This is a genomic window from Pseudomonas sp. NBRC 100443 (assembly GCF_030268185.1).
Taxonomy (GTDB): Bacteria; Pseudomonadota; Gammaproteobacteria; order Pseudomonadales; family Pseudomonadaceae; genus Pseudomonas; species Pseudomonas citronellolis.
Genome location: NZ_BSQE01000028.1, coordinates 54,400 through 70,095 on the forward strand (window position 1 = coordinate 54,400; position 15,696 = coordinate 70,095).

General features: G+C 65.2%; 13 protein-coding genes and 2 tRNA genes. 1 reads left to right on the forward strand and 14 read right to left on the reverse strand.

Annotated elements, in window-relative coordinates:
• Window positions 1-19 precede the first annotated feature (19 nt).
• The 11 genes from infB to rlmE all read right to left on the reverse strand — a co-directional run bounded on the left by infB (window position 20) and on the right by rlmE (window position 11,126).
• A complete protein-coding gene (gene infB, locus QSJ95_RS28080) occupies window positions 20-2,545 on the reverse strand; it encodes a translation initiation factor IF-2 (RefSeq protein WP_009613042.1) in 2,526 nt (841 codons plus the stop codon).
• 27 nt (window positions 2,546-2,572) lie between these two features.
• Window positions 2,573-4,054: a transcription termination factor NusA gene (nusA, locus tag QSJ95_RS28085; RefSeq protein ID WP_009613044.1), complete on the reverse strand. Its 1,482-nt coding sequence runs from the start codon at window positions 4,052-4,054 to the stop codon at window positions 2,573-2,575.
• Between the two features lie 46 nt (window positions 4,055-4,100).
• A complete protein-coding gene (gene rimP, locus QSJ95_RS28090; protein WP_009613046.1) occupies window positions 4,101-4,559 on the reverse strand; it encodes a ribosome maturation factor RimP in 459 nt (152 codons plus the stop codon).
• Window positions 4,560-4,687: 128 nt separating this feature from the next.
• Window positions 4,688-4,764: transfer RNA gene (locus tag QSJ95_RS28095), tRNA-Met, on the reverse strand.
• An 89-nt stretch (window positions 4,765-4,853) separates the two neighbouring features.
• A tRNA-Leu gene (locus QSJ95_RS28100) sits at window positions 4,854-4,939 on the reverse strand.
• Window positions 4,940-4,952: 13 nt separating this feature from the next.
• The gene (secG, locus tag QSJ95_RS28105; protein ID WP_043269011.1) at window positions 4,953-5,345 is read right to left on the reverse strand and encodes a preprotein translocase subunit SecG; all 393 of its coding nucleotides are present in this window, start codon (window positions 5,343-5,345) and stop codon (window positions 4,953-4,955) included.
• 2 nt (window positions 5,346-5,347) lie between these two features.
• Window positions 5,348-6,103 (reverse strand): triose-phosphate isomerase, encoded by a 756-nt coding sequence (tpiA, locus tag QSJ95_RS28110; protein WP_009613048.1) that lies wholly within the window; start codon window positions 6,101-6,103, stop codon window positions 5,348-5,350.
• A gap of 65 nt (window positions 6,104-6,168) precedes the next feature.
• On the reverse strand, window positions 6,169-7,509 hold the full coding sequence (gene glmM, locus QSJ95_RS28115; protein WP_285646851.1) for a phosphoglucosamine mutase: 1,341 nt from the start codon (window positions 7,507-7,509) through the stop codon (window positions 6,169-6,171).
• A complete protein-coding gene (gene folP / locus QSJ95_RS28120) occupies window positions 7,506-8,375 on the reverse strand; it encodes a dihydropteroate synthase (protein WP_043318576.1) in 870 nt (289 codons plus the stop codon). The genes glmM and folP overlap by 4 nt, the downstream gene beginning before the upstream one ends.
• A 9-nt stretch (window positions 8,376-8,384) precedes the next feature.
• On the reverse strand, window positions 8,385-10,304 hold the full coding sequence (gene ftsH, locus QSJ95_RS28125) for an ATP-dependent zinc metalloprotease FtsH (RefSeq protein ID WP_024128095.1): 1,920 nt from the start codon (window positions 10,302-10,304) through the stop codon (window positions 8,385-8,387).
• Between the two features lie 198 nt (window positions 10,305-10,502).
• A complete protein-coding gene (gene rlmE, locus QSJ95_RS28130) occupies window positions 10,503-11,126 on the reverse strand; it encodes a 23S rRNA (uridine(2552)-2'-O)-methyltransferase RlmE (protein WP_009613054.1) in 624 nt (207 codons plus the stop codon).
• 78 nt (window positions 11,127-11,204) lie between these two features.
• Here rlmE and QSJ95_RS28135 point away from each other — a divergent pair, with 78 nt between their 5' ends.
• Window positions 11,205-11,519 (forward strand): YhbY family RNA-binding protein, encoded by a 315-nt coding sequence (locus QSJ95_RS28135; RefSeq protein WP_285646855.1) that lies wholly within the window; start codon window positions 11,205-11,207, stop codon window positions 11,517-11,519.
• A gap of 49 nt (window positions 11,520-11,568) precedes the next feature.
• On the opposite strand, the gene QSJ95_RS28140 is transcribed toward QSJ95_RS28135, so the two are convergent.
• Genes QSJ95_RS28140 through carB form a run of 3 tightly spaced genes read right to left on the reverse strand, consistent with a single transcriptional unit; the run spans window position 11,569 to window position 15,678 of the window.
• Window positions 11,569-11,973, reverse strand: a complete 405-nt coding sequence (locus QSJ95_RS28140) for a hypothetical protein (RefSeq protein ID WP_043318857.1) — start codon at window positions 11,971-11,973, stop codon at window positions 11,569-11,571.
• Window positions 11,974-11,983: 10 nt separating this feature from the next.
• Window positions 11,984-12,460: a transcription elongation factor GreA gene (gene greA, locus QSJ95_RS28145; RefSeq protein ID WP_285646857.1), complete on the reverse strand. Its 477-nt coding sequence runs from the start codon at window positions 12,458-12,460 to the stop codon at window positions 11,984-11,986.
• On the reverse strand, window positions 12,457-15,678 hold the full coding sequence (gene carB, locus QSJ95_RS28150; protein ID WP_009613059.1) for a carbamoyl-phosphate synthase large subunit: 3,222 nt from the start codon (window positions 15,676-15,678) through the stop codon (window positions 12,457-12,459). The genes greA and carB overlap by 4 nt, the downstream gene beginning before the upstream one ends.
• Window positions 15,679-15,696 lie beyond the last annotated feature (18 nt).

Sequence of the window (15,696 nt, forward strand, 5' to 3'; positions counted from 1 at the left end):
CGTTTACGCTCGTCGGCCCTTACAGGGTACGAGCGACTTCGACCTTCTCGAACACTTCGATCTTGTCGCCGACGCGGACGTCGTTGTAGCTCTTCACGCCGATACCGCACTCCATGCCGGCACGGACTTCGGCCACGTCGTCCTTGAAGCGGCGCAGCGATTCCAGCTCGCCTTCGAAGATCACCACGTCGTCGCGCAGTACGCGGATCGGACGGTTGCGGTGCACCAGGCCCTCGGTGACCATGCAGCCGGCGACCGCGCCGAACTTCGGCGAACGGAACACGTCACGCACTTCGGCGATACCCAGGATGTTCTCGCGGACATCGCTGCCGAGCATGCCGGTCAGGGCTTTCTTGACGTCTTCGATGATGTCGTAGATCACGTTGTAGTAACGCATGTCCAGGCCTTCGGCCTCGACGATCTTGCGCGCACCGGCGTCGGCACGGACGTTGAAGCCGAACAGCACCGCGTTGGAGGCCAGCGCCAGGTTGGCATCGGATTCGGTGATGCCACCGACGCCGCCGCCGACCACGCGGACCTGCACTTCTTCGTTGCCCAGGCCGCTGAGCGAGCCCTGCAGGGCTTCCAGGGAACCACGCACGTCGGCCTTGAGGACGATGTTGAGGGTCTTCTTCTCTTCCTGGCCCATGTTCTCGAAGATGTTTTCCAGCTTGGCCGACTGCTGGCGAGCCAGCTTGACCTCGCGGAACTTGCCCTGGCGGAACAGCGCGACTTCGCGGGCCTTCTTCTCGTCGGCGACCACGGTCACTTCGTCACCGGCGTCCGGCGTGCCGTCCAGGCCAAGGATTTCGACCGGGATCGACGGGCCGGCTTCCTTGATCGGCTTGCCGTTCTCGTCGAGCATGGCGCGCACGCGGCCGTAGTTCACGCCGCAGAGGATCATGTCGCCCTGGCGCAGGGTACCGTCCTGAACCAGCACGGTGGCCACCGGGCCACGGCCCTTGTCCAGGCGCGACTCGACCACCACGCCACGGCCGGGGGCCGACGGGGTAGCTTTGAGTTCCAGGACTTCGGCCTGCAGCAGCACGGCTTCGAGCAGTTCGTCGACGCCGGTACCCATCTTCGCCGAGACCGGCACGAAGGGTGCGTCGCCGCCCCACTCTTCCGGGATCACGTCGAGCGCGGCCAGGCCGTTCTTGATGTTGTCCGGGTTGGCGTCGGGCTTGTCGATCTTGTTGATCGCGACCACGATCGGCACGCCAGCGGCTTTCGCGTGCTGGACGGCTTCCTGGGTCTGCGGCATGACGCCGTCGTCGGCCGCCACCACCAGGATGACGATGTCGGTCGCCTGGGCGCCACGGGCACGCATCGCGGTGAACGCGGCGTGGCCGGGGGTGTCGAGGAAGGTGACCATGCCGCGGTCGGTTTCCACGTGGTAGGCGCCGATGTGCTGGGTGATGCCGCCGGCTTCGCCCGCGGCCACCTTGGCACGGCGGATGTAGTCGAGCAGCGAGGTCTTGCCGTGGTCGACGTGGCCCATCACGGTCACTACCGGCGCACGGGCTACCGCCTCGCCTTCGAACTTCAGCGACTCGGCCAGTTGCTCTTCCAGGGCGTTCTCGCTGACCAGCTTGACCTTATGGCCGAGTTCCTCGGCGATCAGTTGGGCGGTCTCCTGGTCGAGTACCTGGTTGATGGTCACCGGGGTGCCCATCTTGAACATGAACTTGACGACTTCGGCGCCCTTCACCGACATCTGCTGAGCCAGCTCAGCAACTGTGATGGTCTCACCGATACTCACTTCACGCACAATCGGTCCTGTCGGGCTCTGGAACCCGTGCTGGTTACGCTTCTTCAGCTTCGACTTGCCGCGACCGCCGCCCCGGCGACCGAAACTGTCGTCGTCATCCACACCGGTGCGAACAACGCGCGGCGCGGAGGTCTTTTCCTTTTCCTTGATCGACGGGCGATGCTGGGCATGCTTGCGATCGCGACGCTCGTCTTCCTCTTCGCGCTTGGGCGGACGGCGTACTTCGGCTTCCTTCTTGCGCTCCTCGCCAGCAGCCGGAGCGGCGGCGGGCGCGACAGGCGCGGCAGCCGGAGCCCCGGCAGCGACAGCGGGGGCCGCAGGCTGGGGAGCCTGGTCAGGCTGGCGACGAGCCGCTTCCTCGGCCTGACGGCGGGCTTCGGCTTCGGCCTTCTGACGGGCTTCTTCCTCGGCCTTCAGGCGAGCCGCTTCCTCGGCGGCGCGCTGCTCTTCCAGCTCGCGCTGGCGCTCGGCCTCGATCTCGTCGGGGCTGCGCTTGACGTAGGTCTTCTTCTTGCGGACCTCGACGCTCACCGTCTTGCTGCCGGCCACCCGCAGGGTGGAGGTGGTCTTACGCTGCAGGGTGATCTTGCGCGGTTCTTCCAGGCGATCGCCGTGGCTACCCTTGAGGTGCGCCAGCAGAGCCTGCTTTTCGTTGTCGGTCACTACCTGCTCGGCACTGCTGTGCGGCAGGCCCGCCTCGCGCATCTGCTGCAGCAGGCGCTCGACCGGCGTATCGACCGTTTTGGCCAGTTCTTTCACCGTGACTTGCGTCATGCATTTCTCTCCTCAGGCCGCGAATGCTTACTCGAACCAATGGGCCCGGGCGGCCATGATCAACTTGCCGGCACGCTCTTCGTCCATGCCGTCGATGTCGAGCAGGTCGTCGATAGACTGCTCGGCAAGATCTTCACGGGTGGTTACGCCACGCAGCACCAGGTCCAAGGCCAGCTCTTTGGTCATGCCATCGAGGCTGAGCAGGTCTTCGGCCGGTTGCGCGTCGGCAAGTTTTTCCTCGGTCGCGATAGCTTTGGTCAACAGACGGTCCTTGGCGCGCGAGCGCAGCTCGTTGACGATGTCTTCGTCAAAGCCGTCGATGTTGAGCATCTCTTCCATCGGTACGTAGGCGATTTCTTCCAGGGTGGTGAAGCCTTCCTCGACCAGTACCTGGGCCAGCTCCTCGTCGACATCCAGCTCGTCGATGAAGCGCTGCAGGATGTCACCGGTCTCGGCCTGCTGCTTGGCCTGGATGTCGGCCTCGGTCATCACGTTCAGCGTCCAGCCGGTCAGCTGGCTGGCCAGGCGGACGTTCTGGCCGCTGCGGCCGATGGCCTGGGCCAGGTTGTCCTCGGCGACGGCGATATCCATGGTGTGGGTATCTTCGTCGACGATGATCGCCGCCACTTCGGCCGGGGCCATGGCGTTGATGACGAACTGCGCGGGGTTGTCGTCCCACAGGACGATGTCCACGCGCTCGCCGCCCAGTTCGCCGGACACGGCCTGGACGCGCGAACCGCGCATGCCGATGCAGGCGCCCTGCGGGTCGATGCGCTTGTCCTTGGAGCGTACCGCGATCTTGGCGCGCGAGCCCGGGTCGCGGGCGGCGGCCATGACATCGATCAGCTGCTCGGCGATTTCCGGCACTTCGATGCGGAACAGCTCGACCAGCATCTCCGGCGCGGTGCGCGAGAGGACCAGTTGCGGGCCGCGGTTCTCGCTGCGGATTTCCTTGAGCAGGGCACGCACGCGGGTGCCGACGCGGAAGGTCTCGCGCGGGATGATCTGGTCGCGGGCCAGCAGCGCTTCGGCGTTGTTGCCCAGGTCGACGATGACGTTGTCGCGGGTGACCTTCTTGACGGTGCCGGAGATGATCTCGCCGACCTTCTCGCGGTAGGCGTCGACCACCTGGGCGCGCTCGGCCTCGCGGACCTTCTGCACGATGACCTGCTTGGCGGTCTGCGCGGCGATGCGGCCGAACTCGATGGACTCGATCTTCTCTTCGATGACGTCGCCGGCCTTGGTGCCCGGGTGGCTTTCCTGCACGTCCTCGACGGTCAGCTCGGCGGCCGGGTTGGAGTAGTCTTCGTCCTCGACCACGGTCCAGCGACGGAAGGTGTCGTAGTTGCCGTTGGTGCGGTTGATCTGCACGCGCAGGTCGACCTCGTCCTCGAAACGCTTCTTGGTGGCGGTCGCCAGAGCCAGTTCCAGCGCCTCGAAAATCACGCCGGGCGGTACACCCTTCTCGTTGGATACCGACTCAACAACCAGCAGTACTTCTTTGCTCATCGTACGCCTCGCCTTTCAATCCATTGGAATCCGCTTGATCCGCGGCTCACTCAAATCGGGGAATGATGTTGGCCTTATCGATCGAATCGATCGGCAGCAGGTATTCATGGTCGTCCACCAGGACCACCACGTCCTGCTCCTCCACACCGCGGAGGACGCCCTGGAAGTTGCGGCGACGCTCGAAGGGCACGCGCAACTTGATCTTCACTTGCTCGCCAACGTAGCGGGCGAACTGCTCGAGGGTGAACAGCGGGCGGTCCATACCCGGGGAGGAAACTTCCAGGGTGTATTCGCCGCTGATCGGGTCCTCGACGTCGAGCACGCCACTGACCTGACGACTGACCGTCTCGCAGTCCTCGATCAGGATGCCGTCGGCCTTGTCGATATAAACCCTCAGCAGGGAATGACGTCCCTGGGACAGGAACTCGAGGCCCCAGCACTCGTAGCCGAGCGCCTCTACCACAGGGGCCAGCAAGGCCTGCAACTGTTCTAGCTTGCTCGACACCTGATCGCCTCGCGTATGCCGTAGAAACGAAAAATGGGCGAAACGCCCATCCCTAAAGGGCCGCCCAGCAACGGCGGCGCGGACTGTCCAGCTAGCAAAAAGCCCCTGAAAAGGGGCTCTGCCATAACTGGTTGCGGGAGCTGGATTTGAACCAACGACCTTCGGGTTATGAGCCCGACGAGCTACCAGACTGCTCCATCCCGCGTCAAAGCTGGTGCGAAATTATACGGTTACACCCTATCCAGGTCAACCGACGCACCGGAAACGAAAGCCCCGCATGCGGGGCTTCGTATATGGTACCGAGGAGGGGACTCGAACCCCTACAGCCTATGGCCACTACCACCTCAAGGTAGCGTGTCTACCAATTCCACCACCTCGGCAAAAACCTTTGCCTTACTTCTGCTCAGGAGCTGCCGGAACGTCACCGTTGCCAGCTGCCGGGGCTTGTTGCTGCCCCTGGGTCGCCGGCACGTCGGAGGTTGCCGGGACCTTCTCCTGATGCTGCTCCATCACTGCCGGATCAGGAAGTCCGATGTGACGTATCATATCAGCTTTTTCTTTAGCGAAATACGCTAAACCCAAGCTGGTAATGAAAAAAATTGCAGCCAGTACAGCAGTAAAACGACTGAGGAAGGTTGCGGAACCCTGGCTACCGAAAACGGTACCCGAAGCACCAGCGCCAAAGGAGGCACCGGCATCCGCACCCTTGCCATGCTGAAGCAGGACCAGTACAACCAGACCCAGCGCCATCAGCAGGTGAATCACGATTACAACTGTTTCCAGCATCTTCAGCTTCCCGCGGCGCGACAGATCGCGCCGAACTCATCCGCATTCAGGGAGGCACCACCAATCAGCCCCCCATCGATGTCCGGCATGCCGAACAGTTCGACCGCGTTCGCTGCCTTGACGCTACCGCCGTAAAGCAGGCGAACCCCGCGGGCGACCTCGGCATTCTCTGCCGCCAATTGCGCACGGATGGCCGCATGTACTTCCTGGGCTTCTTCAGGCGAAGCGGTAAGCCCCGTCCCGATTGCCCACACCGGCTCGTAAGCCACTACGGCGCGGGAGAAAGCCCCGACGCCCAAATCTTCTATCACCGAGCTCAACTGACGCCCGACGACCTCGAGGGTCTTGCCGGCTTCGCGCTGCTCGCGGGTCTCGCCCACGCACAACACGGGAACCAGGCCACAGGATTGCGCCGCGGCGAACTTGCGACTGATGACACCGTCGCTTTCGCCCAGCACCTGGCGGCGCTCGGAGTGCCCCACCAGAACCAGGGAACAACCGGCATCGGCCAGCTGGCTGGCAGCAATCTCGCCCGTGAGGGCGCCCTGCATCGGCTCGATCGCGCAGTTCTGCGCACCGACCGCAACCGCCTTGCCATCCAGGCCCTGAAGAACCTGATTGATGTACAGACAGGGCGGCAGAACCGCCACGTCGACACCTGTAGGCAGAGCCAGTTGTCGCAAGCCTTTGATCAGCTCCGCAACACTGGAGCGGGTACCGTGCATTTTCCAGTTCCCGGCCACTAAGGGTCGACGCATGCTGTACCTCGCTGAGCAAAGTGGGCGCAGATGTTACTCGACAAAAATCGGACTGACAAGAGAAATCAAGCACATACCTCGGTTACGACCTTCGCCAGCTGTTCGGCGTAGGCACGCACCCGGGCTTCCTCGTCACCCTCGACCATCACCCGCACCAGCGGCTCGGTGCCGGACTTGCGCAGCAGCACGCGGCCACGGCCGGCCATGCTTTCGGTGACGCGGGCGCAAGCCTCCTTGACCGCCGGATGCTCGATGGGATCGACGTCCTTGCCCTGGTAGCGCACGTTGATCAGCACCTGCGGGAACCTGCGGATGCCCTGGCGCGCCTCGGCGAGGGTCTGGCCGCGGCTCTTCAGCGCCATCAGCACCTGCAGCGCGGCGATGATGGCGTCGCCGGTGGTGGTGTGCTGGGCGCAGACCACGTGGCCGGAGTTCTCGCCACCCAGCTGCCAGCCGCGATCGAGCATTTCCGCCATCACGTAGCGGTCGCCGACCTTGGCCCGGGTGAAGGGGATCTGCAGGTCGGCCAGGGCCAGCTCCAGGCCCAGGTTGCTCATCAGGGTGCCGACCACGCCGCCCTGCAGGCGGTTGCGCTCCTGCATGTCGCGGGCGATCAGGAAGAGGATCTCGTCGCCGTCCACCACCGCGCCGGTATGGTCGACCATCATCACGCGGTCGCCGTCGCCGTCGAAGGCGATGCCCATGTCGGCCTGCTCGGCGATGACCGCCGCCTGCAGCGCGGCGACGTGGGTGGAGCCGCAGTTGTCGTTGATGTTCAGGCCGTTGGGCTGCGCGCCGATCACCGAGACCTGGGCCCCCAGCTCGCGGAACACGCTGGGCGCGACCTTGTAGGTGGCGCCATGGGCGCAGTCGACGACCAGGTGCAGGCCGGAGAAGTCGGTGCTGGTGGGCACGCTGCTCTTGCAGAACTCGATGTAGCGGCCGGCGGCGTCGTTGATCCGCGAGACCTTGCCCAGGCGCGCGGAGTCGACCACCGTCATGGGCGTGTCGATCAGTTCCTCGATCATCAGCTCGACGTCGTCGGGCAGCTTGGTGCCCTGGCCGGAGAAGAACTTGATGCCGTTGTCGTCGTGCGGGTTGTGCGAGGCACTGATGACGATGCCCGCCTCGGCGTGGAAGGTGCGCGTCAGGTAGGCGATGCCGGGGGTCGGCATCGGGCCCAGCAGCATCACGTCGGCGCCGGCGGCCGACAGGCCGGCCTCCAGGGCCGATTCGAACATGTAGCCGGAAATCCGCGTGTCCTTGCCCACCAGCACGCGGCACTTGCCCTGCTGGCGGAAAGCCATGCCCACCGCCCAGCCCAGCTTGAGCACGAAGTCCGGCGTGATCGGCGGCGTGCCGACGCGGCCACGGATGCCATCGGTACCGAAATATTTCCTGCTCATGCTGTCATTCCTTCTTCCTTAGCCTGTTCCACCGCATCGATCATGCGGACCACATCCACCGTTTCGGCAACGTCGTGCACGCGAATGATGCGCGCCCCCTTGGCCACGGCCAAGGCCGCCAGCGCCAGGCTGCCATACAGACGGTCACCGACCTCGCGCCCCAGGGCGCGGCCGATCATGCTCTTGCGCGACACTCCGACCAGCAGCGGGCAGCCCAGTTCCAGCAGACGCTCCATGCGCTGGAACAGCACCAGGTTGTGCGCCTGGGTCTTGGCGAAGCCGAAGCCGGGGTCGAGCACCAGGCGCTCGCGGGCGATTCCCGCCGCCTCGCAGACGGCGATGCGCTCGGCGAGGAAGTCATGCACCTCGGCCAGGATGTCGGGGTAGCGCGGATCGTTCTGCATGGTGCTCGGCTCGCCGCGCATGTGCATCAGGCACACGGCCAACCCGGTATCCACCGCGGCATCCAGCGCGCCATCGCGCTGCAGCGAGCGCACGTCGTTGATCAGCCCGGCGCCCAGGCGCGCGGTCTCGCGCATCACGGCGGGGGTCGAGGTGTCGACGGAAATCACCACGTCCAGTTCGCGGGCGATGGCTTCCACCACCGGCGCCACGCGCTCCAGTTCCTCGGTCGGCGACACCAGGCGCGCGCCCGGGCGGGTCGACTCGCCGCCCACGTCGATCAGGCTGGCGCCGGCCTCGACCATCGCGGCGGCGTGGCGCAACGCGACGTCGCGCTGGCTGAAGCGGCCGCCGTCGGAAAAGGAGTCCGGGGTGACGTTGAGGATACCCATGACATGGGTACGCCCTAAATCAAGAACCCGGTTGCCGCAAGGCAACCGGGTCGGGTACAGCTCGAAACTCATCTAGTGCTCTCAGTGCTCGCCGGCGGGCCCACCGATGGGGTTTTCCTTGCGGCCACCCTCGTCGCGGCTGGCTGTCGCCGAGCCGGAGGAACCGGAACCGCCGCCCTGCCAGTCGCGCGGCTCGCGCGGCACGCGGCCGGCCATGATGTCGTCGATCTGGTCGGCGTCGATGGTTTCGTACTTCATCAGCGCGTCGGCCATCATGTCGAGCTTGTCGCGGTTCTCTTCCAGCAGGCGCTTGGCGGTGCCGTAGCAGTCGTCGATGATGCGCCGCACTTCCTGGTCGATCAGCTTGGCGGTCTCGCCGGACACGTTGGCGTGCTGGCTGCCGGCGCTGCGGCCGAGGAACACCTCGCCCTCCTCTTCGGCGTACATCAGCGGGCCGAGCTTCTCGGACAGGCCCCACTTGGTGACCATGTTCCGCGCCAGCTGGGTGGCACGCATGATGTCGTTGGAGGCGCCGGTGGTGACGCCTTCGAAGCCGAGGGTCATCTCTTCCGCGATACGGCCGCCGAACAGCGAGCAGATCTGGCTTTCCAGGGCGCGCTTGGACAGGCTGTAGCGATCCTCCTCGGGGAGGAACATGGTCACGCCCAGGGCGCGGCCGCGGGGGATGATGGAAACCTTGTAGACCGGGTCGTGCTCCGGCACCAGGCGGCCGACGATGGCGTGGCCGGCCTCGTGGAAGGCGGTGTTCTTCTTCTCCTTCTCGGACATGACCATGGTCTTGCGCTCGGCGCCCATCATGATCTTGTCCTTGGCCAGCTCGAACTCACGCATGTCGACGATGCGCTTGTTGGCGCGGGCGGCGAACAGCGAGGCCTCGTTGACCAGGTTGGCCAGGTCGGCGCCGGAGAAGCCCGGGGTACCGCGGGCGATCACCGCCGCGTCGACGTTGTCGCCCAGCGGGACCTTGCGCATGTGCACCTTGAGGATCTGCTCGCGGCCGCGGATGTCCGGCAGGCCGACCACCACCTGGCGGTCGAAGCGGCCCGGGCGCAGCAGCGCCGGGTCGAGCACGTCCGGACGGTTGGTGGCGGCGATGACGATGATGCCGTCGTTCATCTCGAAGCCGTCCATCTCCACCAGCAGCTGGTTGAGGGTCTGCTCGCGCTCGTCGTGGCCGCCGCCCAGGCCGGCGCCACGATGGCGGCCGACGGCGTCGATCTCGTCGATGAAGATGATGCACGGGGCGTGTTTCTTGGCCTGGTCGAACATGTCGCGCACGCGGGAGGCGCCCACGCCGACGAACATCTCGACGAAGTCGGAACCGGAAATGGTGAAGAACGGCACCTTGGCCTCGCCGGCGATGGCCTTGGCCAGCAGGGTCTTGCCGGTACCGGGCGGGCCGACCATCAGCACGCCGCGCGGGATGCGGCCGCCCAGGCGCTGGAACTTGCCCGGGTCGCGGAGGAACTCGACCAGCTCGCTGACCTCTTCCTTGGCCTCGTCGCAGCCGGCGACGTCAGCGAAGGTGGTCTTGACCTGGTCCTCGGACAGCAGGCGCGCCTTGCTCTTGCCGAAGCTCATCGGGCCGCCGCGGCCACCGCCGCCGCCCTGCATCTGGCGCATGAAGAACATGAACACGGCAATGATCACCAGGATCGGGAAGCTGGCGACCAGCAGTTGCGTCCAGATGCTCTGCTGCTCGGGCTGCTTGCCCTCGATGACCACGTTGTTGTTGACCAGGTCGCCGATCAGGCCGTTGTCCTGGATCGCCGGACGGACGGTCTTGAAGGTATCCCCGTCCTGGCGCTTGCCAGTGATCACGTAGCCGTCGACGGTAACCCGCTCGACCTTGCCTTCCTTCACCTGTTGGATGAAGTCCGAGTAGTTGAGCGTCTGCGGCTCGCTCGGACTGGAGAAGTTGTTCATCACGGTGACCAGCACCGCCGCGATGATCAACCACAGGATCAGGTTCTTTGCCATGTCGTTCAATTGATTACCCTCTGAAGCCGGCTCCGCCCTGGAAACCGCTTCACACGACGGCCAGACTCCTGCCGGCCAAATTACTACACAACCCCTAGCGACGTAGGAGGCGTCTGTAACCCTTTATGAACCCCGGCGCGAGCCGGGACAAGCCCTACTTGCGTGCAGTGGACGGACAGACGGCCCATTCGTCGCAGTCTAGGCCCCGCGGAAGCCCCGCGCGAGCAGATATTGCTCGCGGGAGCGGTCGCGGGAGGACAGCGGCTTGCGCATCTGTACCTTCTCGAAATTCTCGCGGACCGTCTTCAGGTAAGTGTCGAAGCCCTCGCCCTGGAAGATCTTGATCAGGAAATCGCCGCCCGGTCGCAACACCCGGGCGCACAGGTCCAGCGCCAGCTCGCAGAGGAACATGGCACGGGGCATGTCCACGGCGGGCAGTCCACTCATATTGGGGGCCATATCGGAAATCACAAGGTCCACCGGATTTTCTCCGATGGCCTCGAGCAGCCGGGCGAAGACCTCGTCTTCGGTGAAGTCGCCCTGGATGAAGGTGACGTCCGGGATGCTGTCCATCGGCAGGATGTCCGAGGCGATCAGCGTGCCCTTGTCGCCGATCACCCGGCTGGTGACCTGCGACCAGCCGCCCGGCGCGGCACCGAGGTCGACCACGGTCATGCCCGGGCGCAGGATGCGATCCTTCTCCTGGATTTCCAGCAGCTTGTAGCTGGCGCGCGAGCGGTAGCCGTCGCGTTGCGCCATCTTCACGTAAGGATCGTCGAAGTGTTCTTTCAGCCAGCGATGGCTAGTCTTGGAACGGGCCACTTGTTACCTCGTCTGAGCGGGCACCCGGTAAACCGAAACTCGGGTAGAATATCCGCCTTTTTTCCCAGGGGTCTGATTATGGCGCTCACTCAGGAGCAGAAGAAACAGTTCAAATCTATCGGCCACCACCTGAAGCCTGTATTGACCGTTGCCGAAAACGGTCTTACCGAAAGCGTCATGGCCGAGCTGGAGCGTGCGCTCAACGATCACGAACTGATCAAGGTGCAGTTCCGCATCACCGAGCGCGACGACCGCCGCGCGCTGATCGACGAGCTGTGCCGGAACGGCAGTTGCGAGCTGATCCAGACCATCGGCAAGATGGCCCTGGTCTACCGCCGCAACCCCAAGCCGAACCGCAACCTGTCGAACGTCAGCCGCTACAGCGGCCTGTGACAGCATAGGCCGGGCGCCCAGGCGCCCGGCCGAGGCTCCCCGCCGGCGCTCAGCGCGCCGCGTCCCGCCCCGGTACCGGCTGCAGCACCAGCAGCACGCCGCACAGGGCCAGCACCAGGTAGTTGAACAGCAGCCAGCGCTGGGCATCCGGCGCCAGTTGGTTCACCACCAGGTAGCTCGCCACCATCGCCAGCGCCGTCAGCAGCAATTGCCCGCGCATCTCGCGCCAGAGGCTCGACAGCCCCTGCGCAGTCACCAGCACCAATACCTGGAGCAGCGCGCAGAAGCCGGCGAAGCCGACCAGCAACGGCGTCAGGGCGTCGGCCACCGACTGCACCAGCAGCGGCGCCAGGCCGACCTTCTGCAGCGCCGGCAGGACCACGAAACGCAACAGCCAGAGGCCGCCGACCCAGAAGGTCTGGGCCAGCAACCAACTGGCTGCGGCGGCTTTCAGCGGACGCGACTCAGGTGTGGCGGACTTCAACGATCTCGTACTCGACGTCGCCGCCCGGGGTCTTCACCAGCACGGCGTCGCCCTCGGTCTTGCCGATCAGCGCGCGGGCGATCGGCGAGTTGACCGAGATCTTGCGCGCCTTGATGTCGGCCTCGTCGTCGCCGACGATCTGGTAGGTCACGGTCTCGTCGGTCTCGACGTTGGCGATGTCCACGGTGGTGCCGAAGATCACCTTGCCGGTGTGCGGGATGGTGGTGACGTCGATGATCTGCGCGTTGGACAGCTTGGCCTCGATGTCGCGGATGCGCGCCTCGGACATGCCCTGCTGCTCGCGGGCGGCATGGTACTCGGCGTTTTCCTTGAGGTCGCCCAGCTCACGCGCTTCGGCGATGGCCTGGGTGATCTGCGGGCGCAGAACGGTCTTCAGGTGTTTCAGTTCTTCTTCCAGGGCGCGGGCGCCCTGGACGGTCATCGGGAATTTGCTCATGCGTTGATTCCTGCATGCAGGTCCTGCAGCCGGCGAACGGTCTTCTCGGGACCGAACTTGAGCGCCTCGCAGATCGCCTGCCCCGCCGCGATGGTGGTGGTGCAGTAGATCTTGTGCTGCAGGGCGTTACGACGGATCGAATAGGAATCGGCGATCGACTGGCGGCCTTCGGTGGTGTTGATGATCAGGGTGACTTCGTCGTTCTTGATCATGTCGACCACGTGGGGGCGCCCCTCGGTCACCTTGTTCACGCGACGCACCGGCAGGCCGGCCGCCTCGATCACCTTGGCGGTACCGGCGGTGGCGACCACCTCGAAGCCCAGCGCGACCAGGTCACGGGCGACCTGCACGGCCTGCGGCTTGTCGTCCTCGCGGACGCTGATGAAGGCGCAACCGGCGTTCGGCAGGATCTCGCTGGCGCCCAGCTGGGCCTTGGCGAAAGCCTCGCCGAAGCTGTCGCCCACGCCCATGACCTCGCCGGTGGATTTCATTTCCGGGCCGAGGATGGGGTCGACGCCAGGGAACTTGGCGAACGGGAACACCGCTTCCTTGACGCTATAGTACGGCGGGATCACCTCTTCGGTGAAGCCGACTTCGGCGAGGCTCTTGCCAGCCATGACGCGCGCCGCAATCTTGGCCAGGGATTCGCCGATGCACTTGGAGACGAAGGGCACGGTACGCGAGGCGCGCGGGTTCACCTCGATGACGTAGATGTCCTCGCCCTGCACGGCCATCTGCACGTTCATCAGGCCGACGACGCCCAGCTCCAGGGCCATCTTCTTGACCTGTTCGCGGATCTCGTCCTGGATGTGCCTGGGCAGCGAGTACGGCGGCAGCGAGCACGCGGAGTCGCCGGAGTGCACGCCGGCCTGCTCGATGTGCTGCATGATGGCGCCGATCACCACGGTCTCGCCGTCGCAGACCGCGTCGATGTCCACTTCGATGGCGCAGTTGAGGAAGCGGTCGAGCAGCACCGGGCTGTCGTTGGAAACCTTCACCGCCTCGCGCATGTAGCGCTTGAGCTCTTCTTCCTGGTAGACGATTTCCATCGCCCGGCCGCCCAGTACGTAGGACGGGCGCACCACCATCGGGTAGCCGATGTTCTTCGACAGGCTCAGGGCCTCGTCTTCGCTGCGCGCGGTGGCGTTGGCCGGCTGGCGCAGGTTCAGGCGCTGGACCATCTGCTGGAAGCGCTCGCGGTCCTCGGCGCGGTCGATGGCGTCGGGGCTGGTGCCGATGATCGGCACGCCGGCCTCTTCCAGGGCGCGGCAGAGTTTCAGCGGGGTCTGGCCGCCGTACTGGACGATCACGCCCTTGGGCTGCTCGACGCGGACGATCTCCAGCACGTCTTCGAGGGTCACCGGCTCGAAGTACAGGCGGTCGGAAGTGTCGTAGTCGGTGGAGACGGTCTCCGGGTTGCAGTTGACCATGATGGTCTCGTAGCCGTCTTCACGCATCGCCAGCGCCGCGTGCACGCAGCAGTAGTCGAACTCGATGCCCTGGCCGATGCGGTTCGGGCCGCCGCCGAGGATCATGATCTTGTCGCGGCCGGACGGGTTGGCCTCGCACTCTTCCTCGTAGGTCGAGTACATGTAGGCGGTGTCGGTGGCGAACTCGGCGGCGCAGGTGTCCACGCGCTTGTACACCGGCACGACCTTCAGCTTGTGGCGGTGGCTGCGCAGGTTCTTCTCGGTGACGCCCAGCAGCTTGGCCAGGCGCGCGTCGGAGAAGCCCTTGCGCTTGAGCTTGCGCATCAGGTCGGCGTCGATGCCGGACAGGCCGAGGGTCTTGACCTTCTCTTCTTCCTTGATCAGGTCCTCGATCTGCACCAGGAACCATTCGTCGATCTTGGTCAGGGCGAAGACTTCTTCGATGCTCTTGCCGGCGCGGAAGGCATCGGCCACGTACCAGATGCGCTCGGCGCCCGGCACGGTCAGCTCGCGGCGCAGGATGCCCTCGGCTTCCGGGTCGGCCAGGTCGAGCTTCGGATCGAAGCCGGCGACGCCCACTTCCAGGCCGCGCAGGGCTTTCTGCACCGACTCCTGGAAGGTACGGCCGATGGCCATGACCTCGCCCACGGATTTCATCTGGGTGGTCAGGCGGGCGTCGGCCTTGGGGAATTTCTCGAAGGCGAAGCGCGGCACCTTGGTCACGACGTAGTCGATGGCCGGCTCGAAGGACGCCGGGGTGCGGCCGCCGGTGATGTCGTTCTGCAGTTCGTCGAGGGTGTAGCCGACGGCCAGCTTGGCGGCGATCTTGGCGATCGGGAAGCCGGTGGCCTTGGAGGCCAGGGCCGAGGAGCGCGACACCCGCGGGTTCATCTCGATCACGACCATGCGCCCGGTGTCCGGGCAGATGCCGAACTGCACGTTGGAACCGCCGGTTTCCACGCCGATCTCGCGCAGCACCGCCAGGGAGGCGTTGCGCATGATCTGGTATTCCTTGTCGGTCAGGGTCTGCGCCGGGGCCACGGTGATGGAGTCACCGGTGTGCACGCCCATGGGGTCGAAGTTCTCGATGGAGCAGACGATGATGCAGTTGTCCTTCTTGTCGCGGACAACCTCCATCTCGTATTCCTTCCAGCCGATCAGCGATTCGTCGATCAGCAGCTCGTTGGTCGGCGACAGGTCCAGGCCGCGGGCGCAGATCTCTTCGAACTCCTCACGGTTGTAGGCGATGCCGCCGCCGGTGCCGCCCATGGTGAAGGACGGACGGATGATGCAGGGGAAGCCGACCTGCTCCAGCACGCCGTAGGCTTCTTCCATGCTGTGGGCGATGCCCGAGCGCGGGCAGGCCAGGCCGATGGCCTTCATGGCCTTGTCGAAGCGCGAGCGGTCCTCGGCCTTGTCGATGGTGTCGGCGTTGGCGCCGATCATCTCGACGCCGAACTTCTCCAGCACGCCGTGGCGCTCCAGGTCCAGCGCGCAGTTCAGCGCGGTCTGGCCGCCCATGGTCGGCAGCAGCGCGTCGGGGCGCTCCTTCTCGATGATCTTGGCCACGGTCTGCCACTTGATCGGCTCGATGTAGGTGGCGTCGGCCATGGCCGGGTCGGTCATGATGGTGGCCGGGTTGGAGTTCACCAGGATGACGCGGAAGCCTTCTTCCTTCAGGGCCTTGCAGGCCTGGGCGCCGGAGTAGTCGAATTCGCAGGCCTGGCCGATGACGATGGGGCCGGCACCGAGGATCAGGATGCTCTTGATGTCTGTACGCTTGGGCATGGGACTCTCGTTGCAATA

Bases quoted from the DNA above. Each gene is read 5' to 3' on its own strand.
- infB (WP_009613042.1), bottom strand. From the start codon at position 2,545: ATGACGCAAGTCACGGTGAAAGAACTGGCCAAAACGGTCGATACGCCG.
- nusA (WP_009613044.1), bottom strand. From the start codon at position 4,054: ATGAGCAAAGAAGTACTGCTGGTTGTTGAGTCGGTATCCAACGAGAAG.
- secG (WP_043269011.1), bottom strand. From the start codon at position 5,345: ATGCTGGAAACAGTTGTAATCGTGATTCACCTGCTGATGGCGCTGGGT.
- tpiA (WP_009613048.1), bottom strand. From the start codon at position 6,103: ATGCGTCGACCCTTAGTGGCCGGGAACTGGAAAATGCACGGTACCCGC.
- glmM (WP_285646851.1), bottom strand. From the start codon at position 7,509: ATGAGCAGGAAATATTTCGGTACCGATGGCATCCGTGGCCGCGTCGGC.
- folP (WP_043318576.1), bottom strand. From the start codon at position 8,375: ATGAGTTTCGAGCTGTACCCGACCCGGTTGCCTTGCGGCAACCGGGTT.
- ftsH (WP_024128095.1), bottom strand. From the start codon at position 10,304: ATGGCAAAGAACCTGATCCTGTGGTTGATCATCGCGGCGGTGCTGGTC.
- QSJ95_RS28135 (WP_285646855.1), top strand. From the start codon at position 11,205: ATGGCGCTCACTCAGGAGCAGAAGAAACAGTTCAAATCTATCGGCCAC.
- greA (WP_285646857.1), bottom strand. From the start codon at position 12,460: ATGAGCAAATTCCCGATGACCGTCCAGGGCGCCCGCGCCCTGGAAGAA.
- carB (WP_009613059.1), bottom strand. From the start codon at position 15,678: ATGCCCAAGCGTACAGACATCAAGAGCATCCTGATCCTCGGTGCCGGC.